The organism is Microbacterium sp. HM-570 (genome assembly GCF_054165885.1).
In genome coordinates, this window is sequence record NZ_CM135111.1 from 2,687,615 (window position 1) to 2,702,574 (window position 14,960).

Annotated in this window: 17 protein-coding genes and 1 pseudogene; 9 read left to right on the forward strand and 9 right to left on the reverse strand. The window is 66.5% G+C overall.

Going from position 1 to position 14,960, the window contains the following annotated elements; translation table 11 throughout:
• Positions 1-3 precede the first annotated feature (3 nt).
• The 6 genes from ccsA to ACT9TC_RS12925 all read left to right on the forward strand — a co-directional run bounded on the left by ccsA (position 4) and on the right by ACT9TC_RS12925 (position 5,263).
• Complete coding sequence (gene ccsA / locus ACT9TC_RS12900) at positions 4-738, forward strand: cytochrome c biogenesis protein CcsA (protein ID WP_458040876.1); 735 nt, start codon at positions 4-6, stop codon at positions 736-738.
• Positions 739-876: 138 nt separating this feature from the next.
• The gene (locus ACT9TC_RS12905) at positions 877-1,278 is read left to right on the forward strand and encodes a cytochrome c maturation protein CcmE (RefSeq protein WP_458040877.1); all 402 of its coding nucleotides are present in this window, start codon (positions 877-879) and stop codon (positions 1,276-1,278) included.
• Positions 1,279-1,427: 149 nt separating this feature from the next.
• Positions 1,428-3,260, forward strand: coding sequence for a heme lyase CcmF/NrfE family subunit (locus ACT9TC_RS12910; RefSeq protein ID WP_458040878.1), 1,833 nt, complete (start codon positions 1,428-1,430; stop codon positions 3,258-3,260).
• The gene (locus tag ACT9TC_RS12915) at positions 3,253-3,732 is read left to right on the forward strand and encodes a cytochrome c-type biogenesis protein (protein ID WP_458040879.1); all 480 of its coding nucleotides are present in this window, start codon (positions 3,253-3,255) and stop codon (positions 3,730-3,732) included. The genes ACT9TC_RS12910 and ACT9TC_RS12915 overlap by 8 nt, the downstream gene beginning before the upstream one ends.
• Positions 3,729-4,619, forward strand: coding sequence for a tetratricopeptide repeat protein (locus ACT9TC_RS12920; RefSeq protein WP_458040880.1), 891 nt, complete (start codon positions 3,729-3,731; stop codon positions 4,617-4,619). The genes ACT9TC_RS12915 and ACT9TC_RS12920 overlap by 4 nt, the downstream gene beginning before the upstream one ends.
• 149 nt (positions 4,620-4,768) lie before the next feature.
• Positions 4,769-5,263 carry a TlpA family protein disulfide reductase gene (locus tag ACT9TC_RS12925; protein ID WP_458040881.1) on the forward strand — a complete coding sequence of 165 codons (495 nt, stop codon included), beginning with the start codon at positions 4,769-4,771 and terminating at the stop codon, positions 5,261-5,263.
• A gap of 11 nt (positions 5,264-5,274) precedes the next feature.
• Here ACT9TC_RS12925 and ACT9TC_RS12930 read toward each other — a convergent pair whose 3' ends face one another.
• The 3 genes from ACT9TC_RS12930 to merA form a co-directional block, all read right to left on the reverse strand.
• Positions 5,275-6,003, reverse strand: coding sequence for a cytochrome c biogenesis CcdA family protein (locus tag ACT9TC_RS12930; protein WP_458040882.1), 729 nt, complete (start codon positions 6,001-6,003; stop codon positions 5,275-5,277).
• A 161-nt stretch (positions 6,004-6,164) separates the two neighbouring features.
• Positions 6,165-6,935, reverse strand: a complete 771-nt coding sequence (merB, locus tag ACT9TC_RS12935) for an organomercurial lyase MerB (protein ID WP_458040883.1) — start codon at positions 6,933-6,935, stop codon at positions 6,165-6,167.
• Positions 6,936-6,971: 36 nt separating this feature from the next.
• Positions 6,972-8,405 carry a mercury(II) reductase gene (gene merA, locus ACT9TC_RS12940; RefSeq protein ID WP_458040884.1) on the reverse strand — a complete coding sequence of 478 codons (1,434 nt, stop codon included), beginning with the start codon at positions 8,403-8,405 and terminating at the stop codon, positions 6,972-6,974.
• Positions 8,406-8,507: 102 nt separating this feature from the next.
• On the opposite strand from merA, the gene ACT9TC_RS12945 reads away from it, so the two are divergent.
• The 3 genes and pseudogenes from ACT9TC_RS12945 (at position 8,508) to ACT9TC_RS12955 (ending at position 10,310) form a co-directional block, all read left to right on the forward strand.
• Positions 8,508-8,897 carry a heavy metal-responsive transcriptional regulator gene (locus tag ACT9TC_RS12945; protein ID WP_458040885.1) on the forward strand — a complete coding sequence of 130 codons (390 nt, stop codon included), beginning with the start codon at positions 8,508-8,510 and terminating at the stop codon, positions 8,895-8,897.
• 218 nt (positions 8,898-9,115) lie between these two features.
• Positions 9,116-9,347: pseudogene (locus tag ACT9TC_RS12950) on the forward strand (IS3-like element ISGmo1 family transposase); the annotation flags it as partial.
• Positions 9,348-9,758: 411 nt separating this feature from the next.
• Complete coding sequence (locus ACT9TC_RS12955) at positions 9,759-10,310, forward strand: OsmC family protein (protein ID WP_458040886.1); 552 nt, start codon at positions 9,759-9,761, stop codon at positions 10,308-10,310.
• A 73-nt stretch (positions 10,311-10,383) separates the two neighbouring features.
• On the opposite strand, the gene ACT9TC_RS12960 is transcribed toward ACT9TC_RS12955, so the two are convergent.
• From ACT9TC_RS12960 to ACT9TC_RS12985, 6 genes are all read right to left on the reverse strand, one after another.
• Complete coding sequence (locus ACT9TC_RS12960) at positions 10,384-10,770, reverse strand: SHOCT domain-containing protein (protein WP_458040887.1); 387 nt, start codon at positions 10,768-10,770, stop codon at positions 10,384-10,386.
• Positions 10,771-10,808: 38 nt separating this feature from the next.
• On the reverse strand, positions 10,809-11,735 hold the full coding sequence (gene lgt / locus ACT9TC_RS12965) for a prolipoprotein diacylglyceryl transferase (protein WP_458040888.1): 927 nt from the start codon (positions 11,733-11,735) through the stop codon (positions 10,809-10,811).
• A gap of 853 nt (positions 11,736-12,588) precedes the next feature.
• Positions 12,589-12,816, reverse strand: a complete 228-nt coding sequence (locus ACT9TC_RS12970; RefSeq protein ID WP_458040889.1) for a hypothetical protein — start codon at positions 12,814-12,816, stop codon at positions 12,589-12,591.
• Positions 12,817-12,910: 94 nt separating this feature from the next.
• Entirely contained in the window at positions 12,911-13,087 is a 177-nt protein-coding gene (locus ACT9TC_RS12975; protein ID WP_458040890.1) for a hypothetical protein, read from the reverse strand.
• A gap of 281 nt (positions 13,088-13,368) precedes the next feature.
• Complete coding sequence (locus tag ACT9TC_RS12980; RefSeq protein WP_458040891.1) at positions 13,369-14,358, reverse strand: M56 family metallopeptidase; 990 nt, start codon at positions 14,356-14,358, stop codon at positions 13,369-13,371.
• Positions 14,355-14,720: a BlaI/MecI/CopY family transcriptional regulator gene (locus ACT9TC_RS12985; protein WP_458040892.1), complete on the reverse strand. Its 366-nt coding sequence runs from the start codon at positions 14,718-14,720 to the stop codon at positions 14,355-14,357. Before ACT9TC_RS12985 ends, ACT9TC_RS12980 begins: the two co-directional genes overlap by 4 nt.
• Between the last annotated feature and the right edge of the window lie 240 nt (positions 14,721-14,960).

Below are 14,960 nucleotides of genomic sequence, written 5' to 3' on the forward strand. Positions count from 1 at the left end.
TGCATGAAACGTGTTCTCGGCAAGATGCTCTCCCCGGCTGCCGTCATCGTGACGATCGGCGGTGTGGTCGCCGCGCTCATCGCTCCACCCGATCGGCTGCAGGGGAATCTGCAGAAGCTGATGTACGTGCACGTGCCGGCGGCCTGGCTGGCCTATCTAGCCTTCCTGCTGACGCTGATCGGCAGCATCGGATGGCTCTGGCGCCGCACCGAGCGCTGGGACCGGCTTGCGGCGGCCGCCGCCGAGGTCGGTGTATTCTTCACTGCGCTGACGATCGCCCTCGGCGCCATCTGGGGTAAGCCGGTGTGGGGCGTCTGGTGGACTTGGGACGCTCGCCTGGTCACCACCGCCCTGCTGCTGTTCGTCTACCTGGGCTACCTCGCTCTGCGGCGCGCGATCAGTGACCGCTCCGACCGGGCCCGCCGGGCGGCCGTGTTCGGGATCGTCGCGTTCGTCCTCGTGCCGGTTGTCCACTTCTCCGTGCTGTGGTGGAGGACTTTGCATCAGCCGCCCACCGTGCTGCGCCCGGGGGATCCGACGATCGACCACACCATGCTGGCGGTGCTGCTGCTCAACATCGTTGCCTTCACCCTGCTCGCGGGCTGGCTGCTCCGGCAGCGGTATCGCCTCGGTGTAGAACTCGATCAGCTCGAAGACGCGGTGGCAGCGCATGACTGGAAACTGGCCGGCCAGTCGATCGGTGCACCACAGCTGAAAGGACCGCGCTCTCATGTCTGAATGGTTCTGGGTGGGTTGGGGATTTATCACCGCCTACGGCTCTATCCTCGGCTACTTCGGCGTGCTGCACCTCCGCCGCGCCAGGCTGCGGCGAGAGGCGGAGCGCCCACGATGAAGTATCGGCTTATCGTGATTCCGGTGGCCGGCGCCATTCTGATGCTGGTCGGATTCCTGCTGTTCGGCAACCTGAACCAGAACCTGGTGTACTACCTGACCCCGACCGAGGCGGCGGCTCAGAAGAGCTCCGCGCCGGCGGGAGAGCGATTCCGGCTCGGCGGACTAGTAGCGGAGGGCAGTGTGGTGCGCACGGACGAGGAGACTCGGTTCACCCTCGTCGACGACGGCGCGGCGATACCGGTGCGGCTCACCGGCGCCCCCCCGCAGCTCTTTGCCGCGGGTATCGGGGCCGTGGTTGAGGGCAGCTGGCGTGCCGGTGCCTTCTACGCCGACACGGTGATCATCAAGCACGACGAGGAGTACGAAGAGTATTCGGTGCCACAGGACAGTGCGGAATATTCGACCCGAGCGGTGACACCGTGACGGCGGCGGTGGGCTGGACCGCCGTAGTCCTGGCGCTGGTCAGCTCCCTGTCACTCACGGTGCTCGGCTGGCGGGCCCAGCGCCGACCGGACGGACCGGTGCGGCTGGGTCAGCTTCGACTCGCCGTCCTCGGGATGGTGGCCGGGGCCGTGGTCGCGTTCGGCGCGCTGGAGTTCGCACTCGTCACCGACGACTTCTCCGTCTCCTACGTCGCGGAGAACTCCGCGCGGGCTACGCCGCTGCTGTTCAAGATCACGACCGGCTGGTCGGCGCTGTCCGGCAGCATCGTGCTCTGGACACTGGTGCTGGCCGGTTATACAGCCGTCGTGCTCCGGCAAGTGCGCAGCGTCGAGGACCGGCTGGGCACCGGTGCGCTAGCCATCATCGGCGTTGTTGCCGCGTTCTTCTTCGGGATGATCGCCACCGTCGCGAACCCGTTCGGCATTCTCGCCGACCCTCCCTTGGACGGACCCGGCCCGAACGCTATCCTCCAGAACCACCTGATGGTGCTCATCCACCCGCCCATGCTGTACCTGGGACTGGTCGGGTTCACCGTGCCGTTTGCGTTCGCGATGTCCGCCCTGCTGATCCGCGAGGGCGGAGTCGGCTGGCTGCGCCGCACACGCCGCTCCAACCTAGTGGCGTGGACGTTTCTGACCGGTGGACTGGTCTACGGCGCGTGGTGGTCGTATGAGGTGCTGGGCTGGGGCGGCTACTGGGCCTGGGATCCGGTTGAGAACGCCGCCCTCATTCCCTGGTTGCTGGCCACCGCTTTCATCCACTCGTCTGTCGTGCAGGTCAAGCGCGGCATGCTTCAGGCATGGAACTTCGTCCTCGTGATCGGCACGTTCTCGATGACAATTCTCGCCACCCTGCTGACCAGGTCGTCCTTGATCGCCTCGGTGCATAGCTTTACCCAGTCCGGCGTCGGCCCGGCTCTACTCGGTTTCTTCGTCCTCGTCGCGGGCGGCGGCTTCGCGCTATTCGCGCTCCGCGGCGAGCAGCTCGCCTCGAACCGGCATCCGGAATCAATCCTCAGCCGCGAGGGCGCGTTCGTCACCAACAACGTCATCCTCACCGTGTTCGCCTTCGTAGTGCTGCTCGGCACCGTGTACCCGGTCTTCGTCGAGGCCTTCAGCGGTGCGCAGGTGTCGGTGGGGCGGCCCTTCTTCGACCGGATGGCAGTGCCGCTGGCTTTCGCGCTCCTGCTGGCGATGGGGATCGGTCCTTTCACGCCCTACCGGCGGGCCGATGCGGCGGTGATGTGGCGCCGACTGCGGGTCCCGCTGCTGATCGCCAGTGCGGTCGCGGCCGCTCTCGTTCTCAACGGTGTGCGTGCGGTGCCTGTCGTCCTAGTCGCGTTCCTGGTTGCGGCGATTATCAGCGGGAGCATCCGGGAGCTGATCACCTCGGTTCCTGCGCTACGCCCGAGGCCGATGCTGCGGATGATCGTCAAGCGCCGGGGTTACTGGGGCGGGCAACTGGCGCATCTCGGAGTGGCGCTGTTGGCGCTCGGGATCGCCACCTCGGGAACCCTCTCGGACCGGACGAGCGTCATGCTTGAGCGCGGCGAGTCAGTGCAGTTCGATGGCTATACGGTCACCTACGAGGGCTCGTTCGAGCGGGTCGGCGGCGACCGGACCGCGACTATCGCACGTATTGTCTTCGAAGCGGACGACAAAGTCGAGTTCCGCGCCGAACCAGCACTGACCCAGTTCAACAACCAGGTGCAGGCGGTGGCCACGCCGTCGGTGTGGAGCACCCCGAGTCGTGACATCTATGTGGCGTTGTCTAGCCTGGAAGCCGACGAGATCGGGCTCAACCTCTACCGCTACCCCTACATGTGGTTGCTCTGGGCTGGCGGGACGCTGATCATGGCGGGGGGCGCGTGGGCACTCGGCCTCCGGCGTCGTAGTGGTGACGGCGGCACTGACTCCCGGCGGCAAGCAGATGCCGTGGTCGAGGGGAATCCTCATGCGTAACGGGCGTCGGCAGTGGGGGCTGGCCGGGCTCATCCTCGTGCTGCTCGCGGTCGCTGCGGCGGGGCTCTTCGGGGGGAATGCGGTTGAATCAGACCGCGCCCTCGCGCTTGAGCAGCGACTGCGCTGCCCGGTCTGCAAGAGTGTGTCGATCGCGGAGTCGCCGTCGGAGACGGCGACATCGATGCGCCGGATCGTCGCCGAACAGGTGGCCGCCGGACGCACCGACGAGCAGGTCATCGGCTACTTCACCGAACGGTATGGTGCGTGGATCCTGCTGGATCCCCCGGTGGAGGGGCAGACTTTCCTGCTGTGGCTGCTTCCGGCGGTGGCGGCGGGCACCGGCGTCGTCGTTCTGGCGACGAGAAGTCGGCGCCCGGTCGTCGACCCGGCCGAGTTGATCGGCACCGATCGCGACAGGGTGCAGGCGGCCCTGGCTGACTACCGGTGGCGTGCCGAGGAGGAAGAACCGTGAGCGGCGGCCGCCAGGCTCTGGAGCAGCGCCGGGATCAGGCGCTCCGGGACCTGCTGGAGCTAGAGCAGCAGGTCGACCGCGGTGAGCTGTCACCGGAGACCGAAACCTCCTTGCGCAGTACGTACGAGAGCGAGGCGGCGCGCGCGATTGCGGAGATCGAACGGCTCTCCGCGCACGATTCCGGGGAGACCTACGATTCGGAGCCCGGTGAGGACCGCGAATCCGGTGAGGACCTTGGCGAGGCCGATGAGCTGAGGGCCAGTCGCGGACGGCAATTGCTCCAGCCGCGCATCCTGCTCTACTCCCTCGGACTCCTTTCGGTCGTCGCGGCAGTGCTGCTGCTGCCCGGCAACCTTCTCGACCGGCCGGAAGGGGGATTCGTGACAGGAAACGAGGCACTGCAGAATCCGCTCGGTACCAGCGGCGGCGATGCCCCAACCGCGGCGGAGCTGGATAACGTCACCAACGAGGAGATGGAAGCGGTCGTCGCGGCGAACCCGGACGTGATCGGGATGCGCCTCGCGCTCGCGGACCGCTACGCCGCGGAAGGGCGCTACGACCTTGCTTTCGTGCACTACCGAAAAGCACTCGAGCGGGAACCAGGAAATCCCGCCTCGATGGCGCGTCTCGGCTGGTTGATGCTGCAGGTCGGCGATCCGGCGGAGGCGGCCCGGCTGGTCGATCAGGCGCTGGCGGCGGAACCTGAGTTGATGGAAGCGCTGTGGTTCAAGGCGAACATTCTGCTCTATGGGTTCGAGGATCAGGAGGGGGCCATCACCGTGCTCGACACCCTGCAGAAGCGGACGGACCTCGCCGCCGGTGTGCGGGAGCAGGTCGAGGAGTTACGGCGAATTGCGTCCGGCGAGGTCGTGGGCGGAACCGGATGATCCGGTCGCGTGCTACGGAGGCGACGATGTCGGCCTCCCCGCCACCGCGACGACGACGCTGGCTACGGTGGAGCGCCGCCCTCGTCGTCGTGGCCGCGGTCGGGATCGGAGCCCTTTTCGGGGCCCGGCTGGACCGGGACAATACCCTCGTGTCCACACCGCTGATCGGAGAGCCAGCACCCGAGCGCCAACTTCCCTATCTGGAGCAGGACGGTTCGGTCTCACTGAGCGACTTCCAGGGCGACGTAGTGGTGGTCAACTTCTGGGCGTCGTGGTGCGTGGCATGCCGTGAGGAACATCCCTCCTTGAACGCGGCCGCCGCCGCGTACCGGGACGCCGGGGTGCAGTTCATCGGCGTGGTGTACCAGGACCAGAAATCGACGGCGACCGCCTTCTTGGACGAGATGGGCCGCGGGGAGGACTACCTCTATGTGAGCGATCCCGAATCGAGACTGGCGATCGACTTCGGCGTGTTCGGCGTTCCGGAGACCTTCTTCATCGACCCGGAAGGACGGATCGCGGCAAAGATCACCGGGGCATCGACCCTGCCGCTGCTCAGCGGCGTACTGGACGAGATGCTCGCGGGCGAACGTCCTGACCCCACCATCTCCACCGGACCGGTGCAGGACGCGCCGGACGAGTAGTGTGCATCCAGTCAGATTGGCGGCCATCCCACCTTGGCATACCAGCTGAGCATCGAACTCATCCATTCTGTCCACAGACCGCTCATCACCGCGAGGCCCATCAGGACGAGCACGACGCCACCGGCGACCTCAAGCTTGCGAGTGTGCCGGCGCAACCAGCCGATTCGGGCGTTCCCACGCGCGACCGCCACCGCGAGTCCGAGGAAGGGCAGCCCCAGGCCCAGCGAGTAGGCGGCCAGGAGAACTGCCCCCTCGAACATCGATTCCGTGCTCGCGGCGGTCACCAGTACGCTGGCCAATACCGGCCCGATGCAGGGTGTCCAGCCGAACGCGAAAGCCGCCCCGAGCGGAGCCGCAGAACGTGGGCCCCGGCCGAGCTTCGAGAGGTCGAAGCTGAGCTGTCGCTGCAGGAGCGGAATCCGCAGTGCACCGGCGGTCACCAGGCCCATGATTACGATGAATGCACCACCGGCCAGCTCGAGCAGCCGCCCGTTCTGGGCCAGCAGCAGCCCCAGGCCCGACGCGGTGAGGCCCAGTGCGACGAACACCACCGAGAATCCGAGCACGAATAGGCCGGCGCCCGCAAGCACCTTCGATTTGGCCACCACGGCACCCGAACTCGCCATGCCGGAGACGTAGGAGATGTAGCCGGGCAAAAGTGGCAGGGTGCACGGTGCCGTAAATGACACCACCCCGGCCACCAGCGCCAGTGAGGACAGCGCGAAGAGCTCCAAACTCACCCACTCCTCTAAGAACCGATCGAGCCCACCACGCCGATGCTCCGAAAGTCTTCCGCCACCCGGAACGGCAGTATGAGCCAGTCTACGGTCCGCAGTCACCCAGGAACCGATGAGAGCGTGCAGTCGCGGGTCGTCTTGAGCGCTGGCAAGGCGTCTATTCGCTACCCATTCGCTCCAGGCTCGGGCCGATTCACGTTTACGACGTCATCTGCTTTATCTGAACCCGCTCCAAGGAGCGGTCGTGCTTGGCAACAGGTCGGTGCCTCGCTGCCGACGGCGTGCGGGGAGCCGGTCGTGATGGCCTCGTCGGTGGCGTGGTGCATGACGGTGGTCAGGTCGGTCGCGAGCTGGTAGGCGTCGGCGACCGGGAGCACCTGCCCCTCGGGATGGTCGGCCAGCCAGTCGGCGGCATCCTCATTGGAGGTGAAGAAGTGGACCTGGTTGCAGAAGGAAGACCGGATCGATGCGCCGTCGGGGTTGAGCACGGACACCACGGCGGTGGCCGGCCCCACGCGGGTGACGCGGTCGGGCTCGACGGCGATCGTGATCGGTTGCCCGCTGGCTGCCGAGACGGACTCCACCCGGGCGGCGCGCTCGAGCAGGGTCGGGAAGATCAAGGTGTCAAGGGCGCACCAGGTGTAGAGCTCCTGGCCGTCGACTGTCAACCGGTGCGGAGTGGGTCGCAGGGTGAGACCTTGGCCGACGATTCTGCCGGCGTCGTCGTATTCGGTATCCGGCACGGCGGCGAGCCGGGCACGGACCTCGGTGTCGCTGAGGCCGGCGGCCGCGGCCAGATCGGCGACCTCGACGGGCTCGCCGTGGGCGAGCAGCTTCAGAAGCGGGATCAAGACGACCGGGTCGAGGCCGTTCTGGCCGGAGTCGGCGAGCCGCTCCAGGAGGCGTCGGCTGGGGGTGTCATGGGGGGCGCTCATCGGTGTGTCTCCTTCTCTGATCGGAGTGCTTGCGCGTCAGGCGCAGCAGGACAGCTTGCTGACGTCAGTGGTGAAGGATTGGCAGGCGATCTTGATACCCTCCGCCATGGTCAGGTAGGGCGCCCAGGCATGGGCGACCTGGTCGGCGGTCATCTGTCCTTCGAGGATGTAGACCCCGGCGGCGGCGAACTCGCCGGCGTCCTTGGCGACCGCGGTGATCCCGAGGATCCGGTCGCTCTCGGCATCGCGGACGACCTTGATGAACCCGCGGGTGTCCCGGTTCACCAGGGCCCGGGACACGTAGTCGAGCGGCAGCACCCGGCAGTCGCACCGATACCCGGCGGCGATGGCCTCCCTCTCGGTCATCCCGACCGCGCCGACCGCGGGGCTGGTGAACGTGACCCGGGGCAGGTGGGTGTAGTCGATGGTCCGGCCGACGCCGGTGAAGGCGTTGTCGACAGCCATCGCGCCGTGCGAGGCCGCGACGTAGACGAACTCGGGGTGCCCGGTCACATCGCCGGCCGCCCAGATCCGCGGGTTCGAGGTGGCCAGGCCGTCGTCGACCATGATCGCCCCGTCGAGGCCGGTCTTGGCCTCGATGACGTCCAGGTTGAGCGCGTCGGTGACCGGATGGCGGCCCATAGCCACGAGCACCCGGTCGGCCCGGAACTCACTCGTGCCCCCGGACACCGTTGCCGTGGCCACGACCTGCCCTGTCGGGTCGTCGCGCCTGATGGCAGTGACCTCGGCACGGCGTACCACCCGGATGCCCTCGTCGGCGAACACCGATTGCAGCAGCTGGGACACCTCCGGCTCCTCGCGGGAGGCCAGGCGGGAGCGCACCAGCATGGTGACCGTCGCCCCGAGGTGGGCGAAGAGCTGGGCCAGCTCCAGGCCGACGTCGCCGCCGCCGAGGACCAGCAGTGAGTCGGGCACCTCGTTTAGTTCCATCGCGGTCGTGGAGGTCAGGTAGTCCACCTGCTCCAGGCCGGGGATCGGTGGGATCCACGGCTGGGCACCGGTGGCGACCAGGTAATGCTCGGCCTCGATCACCTCACCGCTGCCGTCCGGTGCCATCACTCGGAGAAGCGGCGCATCCGGGGTGCCCGTGAAGGTCGCCGCACCCTGCCGGATCGGCCAGTCGTAGGCCTCGGCGATGTCGACGTACTTCGCCGAACGCATCGACTCCACGAGCGACTGCTTGCCCTCGACGAGGGTGGGCATATCCACCGAACCCGCGTCGGCATGTATCCCCGGGAACCGGCCTGCGGCGTCGGCAGCGGTGTAACGTGCCTCGGCCGCAGCGATCAACGCCTTGGACGGCACGCAGCCGGTGTTCACACAGGTGCCACCGACCGTGCCACGCTCGATCATCACTACCGACTTGCCCAGTCCACGCGCGCGGATCGCGGCCGCGAACGCCGCTCCGCCTGAGCCGATCACCGCGAGATCAACCCTCGTGCTGCTCATCCAAATTCCTTTCCGATCAGCTTGAGAACTCCCTCGATGCCCCCATTCTGGACCTTCCAGTATGATGGAAGGTCAAGCCCTAGCTCGGAATTAGGAGATGCCATGCGGATCGGAGAGCTCGCCGACGCGGCCGGCACCACTACGAAGACCCTGCGGTTCTATGAAGAACAGGGCCTCCTCCCCGAGCCCGACCGCACGCAGTCCGGCTACCGTGACTACAGCTTGGAGTCTGTCGCCCGTATCGACTTCGTCCACCGCGGACAAGCTGCGGGCCTCACCCTCGCCCAGATCCGGCAGGTGCTCGACATCCGCGACGGCGGCGACGCTCCTTGTGAGCACGTCCGCGGCCTGCTCGACCAACGCTTGGCGGACATCGACGCCCAACTACAGCACCTCGTGTCGCTGCGCGAGACCCTCGCCGAACTGCGCGCCGAGGCCACTTCCATCGACACGGAGAGTTGCGCGGCAAACCAGATCTGCCAATACCTGTAGCGAAAGACGCCGTCCTGACACACCTCAAGGCGAGGTGGCCAGAAACCGCCTTGCAACCCCACACCATGGCTCGACGACAGATTCGACGTGGCAATCCGGCAACCCCGAGCCCGCGCCAGCAAGCCCGTGACGACGGGCATCGGCCCCCACCGCCATCACACCCAGGTGGTCCTCGCTTAGATTGCCACCCCGGGTCTGAGTTCAGTTGACATTCTCGCCGGCGGCTGGCGGAGGAGAACGCGTTCTTGAAAAAAGCCGCGGCTTCTTCGCGAGGGAGCAGAAGTGAGCGAGAAGTTCACGCTGATGCACGCGGAGAAGGCCTTCCACGCGGTCGAGTTCATGGCCCGGCTGCTCGGCGTGTCCCGCGCCGGCTACTACGCGTGGGTGGAGCGTCAGGGCACGTTCTCGGACCAGGCAGCGCGGCGTGCACACCTCGGGGCGATGATCCAGGACACCCCATACCGAATCGGATCAAGGCTCAGCTGGACCAGCCTCGGCGGGCCACAGGGAGCCATGGTGGTGACTTGGGATCCGGCCGACACCGACGAGATCGTCGTCGTCGGCATGAACTGCGCAGCGCGCAGCACCGACGGCGGGACCGGCTGGGAGGAAATCGCCCCCCAGCGACCAGCGCCGTGACCCTCTCGGTTGACGGCGGAACCTCTGCGCTGGCGCGCTCCGTCGAGCCCAAGCTGAGATCCGGTCGGAGGACGGTGGCACCACCTGGACGCCCACGATGTGACCACCTACCCGGGCGCATGCAAGCGGTGCGCCCGGCAATGTGAGACGCCGGAGCCGCCTTTATTGCGCCGTGCGGCAGGCCCGCTCGCACGCCAGCGGGAGGCAGGTTTGCGTCGCGTTATGACGCTCCTCGAGACCTCAACCGGACATCCCCCCATCGCTGAGCAGCGCACCGAGCGCCTGACGACCGCCGCCGCCTCGTGGGGTGAGCGGATCTCGGCGGACCCGACCGCGGCAGAGCTGACGTTCCGCGTGAAGGCGGAAGGCGAAGGCTCGGTCGCCTCGCGGGTCACATCGGGAAAGCACACCTTCGCGGTCGATGAGCCCGCCGCGCTCGCGGGGGACGATGCCGCGGCGAGCCCGGTCGAGTATGCCCTTGGCGCCCTGCTGTCCTGCCAGGTCGTCGTGTACCGGCTGTACGCCCAGGCGCTCGGCGTTCAGGTCGACGGCATCGCGATCGAGGCAGAAGAGGACCTCGACGCACGAAAATTGTTCGGGATCGAGGAAGGCGTGCGCGCCGGCTTCACGTCGGTACGGCTCGATGTCCGGATCTCCGGTCCCGAGACGGAGGAACGCTACAAGGAACTGAAGGACGCGGTTGACGAACACTGCCCAGTTCTCGACGTCTTCGCGAACCCGACCCCGGTCAGCATCACCGTCTCGAAGGCCTGATCCCGGGCCATCCGCCAAAGACACGCGGGTGGTATCAGTGCCAGCGCTGCCACATTTTCTCTTGTTCGACCCGCTACAGACCGTCCCGCCGTGTCTGGTACTCATCCGAGTCGATCTCGCCACGCGCGTATCGTTCGGCGAGTATCCGCCGTGCCGCGCCACTCCCATCGGCGGCCGCGGCTGAGGTGCTCCCCTGACTGCGAACCATTCTGACAATCAGCAGCACCAGCAGAACCAGCCCCGCGATGAGCAGGAGTGCGAGCAGGATCGTCCACACCCACATCCACCCCATACCGCCCGTCCACCCCATACCGCCCATACCGTCCATCGACATCATCTCTCCCATCATCTCGTCCATCATCGACATCATGCCGTCCATCCCGGACATGCCCTCCATCCCGGACATGTCCGACGGCGAGGGCGTCGGCTCGGGCGTCGGCGTCGTCTCAGAGTCCATCATCTGTTTTCTCCTTCTTTCGGGGTGTGATCACGTAGGCCTCAGGCGCCGGGCGGTTGCCGCAGATCGCTTCGACCGTCGGTGGAGGGCGAAGCGGATACGAGGTCATCGTCGACGTCAGAGTGAACATCTGGTGTCCGCGCCTCTGCTGAGGGTGCTGCAGCATCGGGGTCGCGCCCGGGAAGATAGACGCTCGTCTCCGGCCCCAGTCTGCGACGGCTCTGCACGATGATGAAGACGACCCCGAGGAGGGCAACAGTCATTGCGGTGACCATGTTGATCTTGACACCGCCCAGCAGGAACTCGGTCGGGTCGAGGCGCAGGTCCTCGAGCCACGTCCTGCCGATGCCGTACCAGACGAGATAGAGCCCGATGGCCTTGCCCCAACGCAGGTGGAACCTGCGCTCGGCGGCAAAGATGACACCGGCACCGATGAAGTTCCAGATGAGCTCGTACAGGAACAGCGGATGGAAGAGGGTGTCGGCGGGGAGCCCGGCTGGGAACGCGGGGTTGGTCGGGCTGACCTCCAGCCCCCAGGGAAGGGTGGTGGGGGCGCCGAACAGTTCTTCGGCGAAGTAGCAGCCGATCCGCCCGATGCCCTGGGCGATCAGCAGCGCAGGCGCGAGCGCGTCGGCGAAAGATAGGAAGCGGATGCCGGCCCGGCGACACCCGATGTAGGCTCCGAGCGCGCCGAAGATGGCCGCGCCGAAGATGGCGAGCCCGCCCTCCCAAACGAAGAAGATCTTCGTGAGGTCCGCGCCGGGGAAGAAGTAATCTCCCGGGTGAGTCACCACGTGGTACAGGCGTCCGCCGACGATGCCGAAGGGCACCGCCCAGATGGCGATATCGAGCACCACGCCCGACGGGCCACCGCGTCGCTTGAGTCGCCATGAGGTGAGCCAGATGGCCACTGCGATCGCTGTCAGAATGATCAGGGCGTAGTACGTGATGTGGATCGGCCCGAGCATCAGAGACTGCCCCGGGGGACGGGGGATACTGGTAATGAAATTCACGGCGTGGCTTTCTGTGCGTCATTCGGGTGGGAATCGGCTGGCGTGGAGGCGGAACGACCGACAGGGGATTCGGTGCCCGGCTCTGGCCGGAAGCGTTCAGTTGCACTGGCTGCACTGGCCAGGGCTCAACCGGCGAAGACGAAGACTGTTGGTGACCAGGAGGACAGAGGAGGAGGCCATCGCGGCTCCGCCGATCAGCGGCTTCAGGAGGCCCGGCATCGCGAAACGACCCGTGCCTTCGCAGTCGCATAGTTCACGGCCACGCCGACTCCCGGAATGCGATTGAGCTTCTTCGATCCGTATCTCACCGGATGCGCAGGTCATCCAGTCGCCGCGGAGTTCGACTCGTTCCGTGTTCACTGGTCTCCTTTCGGCGCAATGCGGCATGTTGCGGGCATCGGTACTGGTCTCGAATGGCATCAGTATTGGTCTCGAATGGAAGAGATCCGAACTCCCCGGCGACCCGCACCGACTCGTCCCACTGCCCGACAGCGAGTGAAGAGGGGGAACGGTTCGGCGGCGCCTTATAGGCCACCGCGCCCGTTGGAGGGCGACGGGCTCGAGTCAGGTTCGGCCGGGTTCTCGGCCTGCCGGAGCTGTTGCAGCTCTTTCCTCGCGGCCCGAAGCTGATCCTCGATGCTGGGCGACGATGCCGAAGCGCAGCAACCGCTCCCAGTTGAGCTGTCCATTCGTGCTGTGCCCGGCGCCTTCGCCGAGGAATGCATCTTTCGCATCGGACGGATGCAGACGAACCACATCAGACCGATCCCCGCTGCCGCTGCGGCGAGGGTGATCAGCACCTCCGGGGTCATGCCGAGGTGTGCTTGTCAGCGCGCGAGGCGGGGGCGGGGTGCCGCTCGTCGAAGGGGGCAGGTGCGGGTCGCAGCGCGGCGATCTCTGCACGCAGCTTGGCCAGCTCCTGTTCCTGGTCCGCGCTTGCGTGCGGCTTTGCGCTGTTTCCACGCATCATGAACCACATCATGGCGCCCATGACGAGCGGGCAGACGAGGACGAGCAGGAGGTACGACAGTTCCACGAGATGACCCTTCTGGTCAGTTGGAGGTGATATCGGCAGGGGTGAGAACGAGCAGCTGCGTGCGGAGCGCGCTTGGAAAACCGGACGTGGGCGATCAGGCCGCGCGCGACCATGAGGCGATGGTCGGTGGCGAGTCGACGGCCCGGTCGCTGCGCAAGTCGACCTCGTCGACGCGGGGTAGTGGGATGTCTTCATCGAGCTCGGCGAGCGGTTGCTTTCTGTCGGCGCACCACGTGCAGTCGGGCTGAATCAGCAGGATCGGGTTGATCACGTGACTCCCTCCTTCAGGTCGCTGAGTAGCTGCTCGACAGGAACGTACGTGGTGTAGTCGGGACACCGCCGTAGTGGGCACTCCACGGGATGGTTCCATTCGGCCCGACGAGGCAAGCGGTAACCGGCATGCCGCCGAACAGTACCTCGTCCATACACTCCGTTCGTGGCCCGCTCGGCAAAGAATGCAGGTGGGACCAATCTACTAAGGAGTTTAGGAGATAGGAGGACGTTTGTCCAGTCGGTCGTCGCACTACCGACGCGACGAGCGGAGCCGCCGGGTCAGGCGGTCGTGGTCGCGCTCGCTGCCCCGATCGAGTCGGCAGGGCAGATGGGGTGCTGTGCGGCCACCGCAGCAGGTCCGCTGAGAATCACCAATGGAAGCACCAGGGCAGCTGCGACGGCGGCGGAGCCGACCGCCCCCTGAGTTCGGCTGATCCGGTTTCGGGGTGGGATCAGCCGGCGGACGCGGGCGGCGGCATCATTCCCTACTCCGAGTGCGACACCGGGAGTGGCGCGCGGCGCACCACCGGATGTCACCAAGAGCAGAGCCTCGGCCAGAGTAAGCCGATCAGTCTTGACGCTCGCGATGTCATCGGCACGCAATTCCACCAATCGTGTGGTCTCCGTGGTTGCCGTGCGGAAGATCCTCAGGAATGGGAATGCGGCGGCGATCGCAGCGGAGAACAGCAGGACAAGATCGTGGCGCTCGCGCAGGTGGGCACGCTCATGTGCCAGCACCGCCCTGAGCTGACGATCGTCGAGGTTGCCGAGCGCGGCCCGCGTGATGACGGTACGATGGCGGCGCCCCGGGAGACAGTACACCATCGACTCGTCGGACTCTAGGATGACGAAACCATGCCGATGATCTGGCTGTCCGACGATGTCGAGGGTCCGGCGGTGGCTGTCCCGCTCCCTGACCATTCGCCGCGTCGCGATGGTGAGGGACCAGCCGATGCGTCCAGTCACGGCCAGGGCGAGCGCGACACCTGCTGCCCCGCTGGCGACGCCGCCGGTAGAAGCGTACTGCTCCCGGAGGGCCATGAGACAGGCGTTCAACCACTCTGCAAGGTTGCCAGTGACCGGCACTGTCGGGACGGTGAGGGCGACGCCCGCCAAGACGACGGAAGTGAGGATGCTCACGGTGGTCACCTGCCAGGCGATGATCGCCAGTCGTGGCGCACGGTCCACCCATGCGGCCGCCCGCAGCAACCGCGGGACCGTGGCCGCAATCAGCAGTGCGTAGCCGAGCAGGGTCAGTGCGGCGGTCATCCGCGCTCTCGCTGTTCTCGTGCCGAACCCAGCATGCGGCGCAGCTCATCCACCTCATCCGGCTGCATCCGCTCGACGAACCCTACGAGGGCCGCCGTGCTGTCATCGCTCAGGGCGAGGGCCTCGCCAACCAAGCCCGAAACATATTCATCGCGGCTCGCCGCCGCACCGTACCGGAATGCCCGGCCGTCACGACTCTTTGTCAGCCAGCCCTTGCGGTGCAGGATCTCCATCACGGTCTGCACCGTGGTGTACGCGAGCTCGCGTCCCATGCGGTCCAACACGTCGCGCACCAGCAGCGGCCGATCGGCATGCCACACCGCATTCATGATCGCGCTTTCGAGATTCCCGAACTTGGGCAACCGAACTCCTCACCCCTCGTCACTCTGGGCCATGCCGGATGATCAGGGATTACATCCTACTCCTGGCCGCGTTAGCAAGCGCGCGCTCTGCGCTGCGCTGACCCGCTCGCGCTCTCGGTTTGCTGTCCCTGCTTCACTGTTGCTCCGACGCCTATTGCGCACCGCACCGGGGATCTCGGGGCTGCCGTGAGAGTACCTGTGTTGTAACCTCCCCTGAAGATTTCGGACAGCGGGCTCTCC

Excerpts from the sequence above, each read along its gene's own strand:
- ccsA (WP_458040876.1), top strand. The coding sequence starts at position 4 with ATGAAACGTGTTCTCGGCAAGATGCTCTCCCCGGCTGCCGTCATCGTG.
- ACT9TC_RS12915 (WP_458040879.1), top strand. The coding sequence starts at position 3,253 with ATGCGTAACGGGCGTCGGCAGTGGGGGCTGGCCGGGCTCATCCTCGTG.
- merB (WP_458040883.1), bottom strand. The coding sequence starts at position 6,935 with ATGAGCGCCCCCCATGACACCCCCAGCCGACGCCTCCTGGAGCGGCTC.
- merA (WP_458040884.1), bottom strand. The coding sequence starts at position 8,405 with ATGAGCAGCACGAGGGTTGATCTCGCGGTGATCGGCTCAGGCGGAGCG.
- ACT9TC_RS12945 (WP_458040885.1), top strand. The coding sequence starts at position 8,508 with ATGCGGATCGGAGAGCTCGCCGACGCGGCCGGCACCACTACGAAGACC.
- ACT9TC_RS12955 (WP_458040886.1), top strand. The coding sequence starts at position 9,759 with ATGACGCTCCTCGAGACCTCAACCGGACATCCCCCCATCGCTGAGCAG.
- ACT9TC_RS12960 (WP_458040887.1), bottom strand. The coding sequence starts at position 10,770 with ATGATGGACTCTGAGACGACGCCGACGCCCGAGCCGACGCCCTCGCCG.
- lgt (WP_458040888.1), bottom strand. The coding sequence starts at position 11,735 with ATGCTCGGGCCGATCCACATCACGTACTACGCCCTGATCATTCTGACA.
- ACT9TC_RS12980 (WP_458040891.1), bottom strand. The coding sequence starts at position 14,358 with ATGACCGCCGCACTGACCCTGCTCGGCTACGCACTGCTGATTGCGGCC.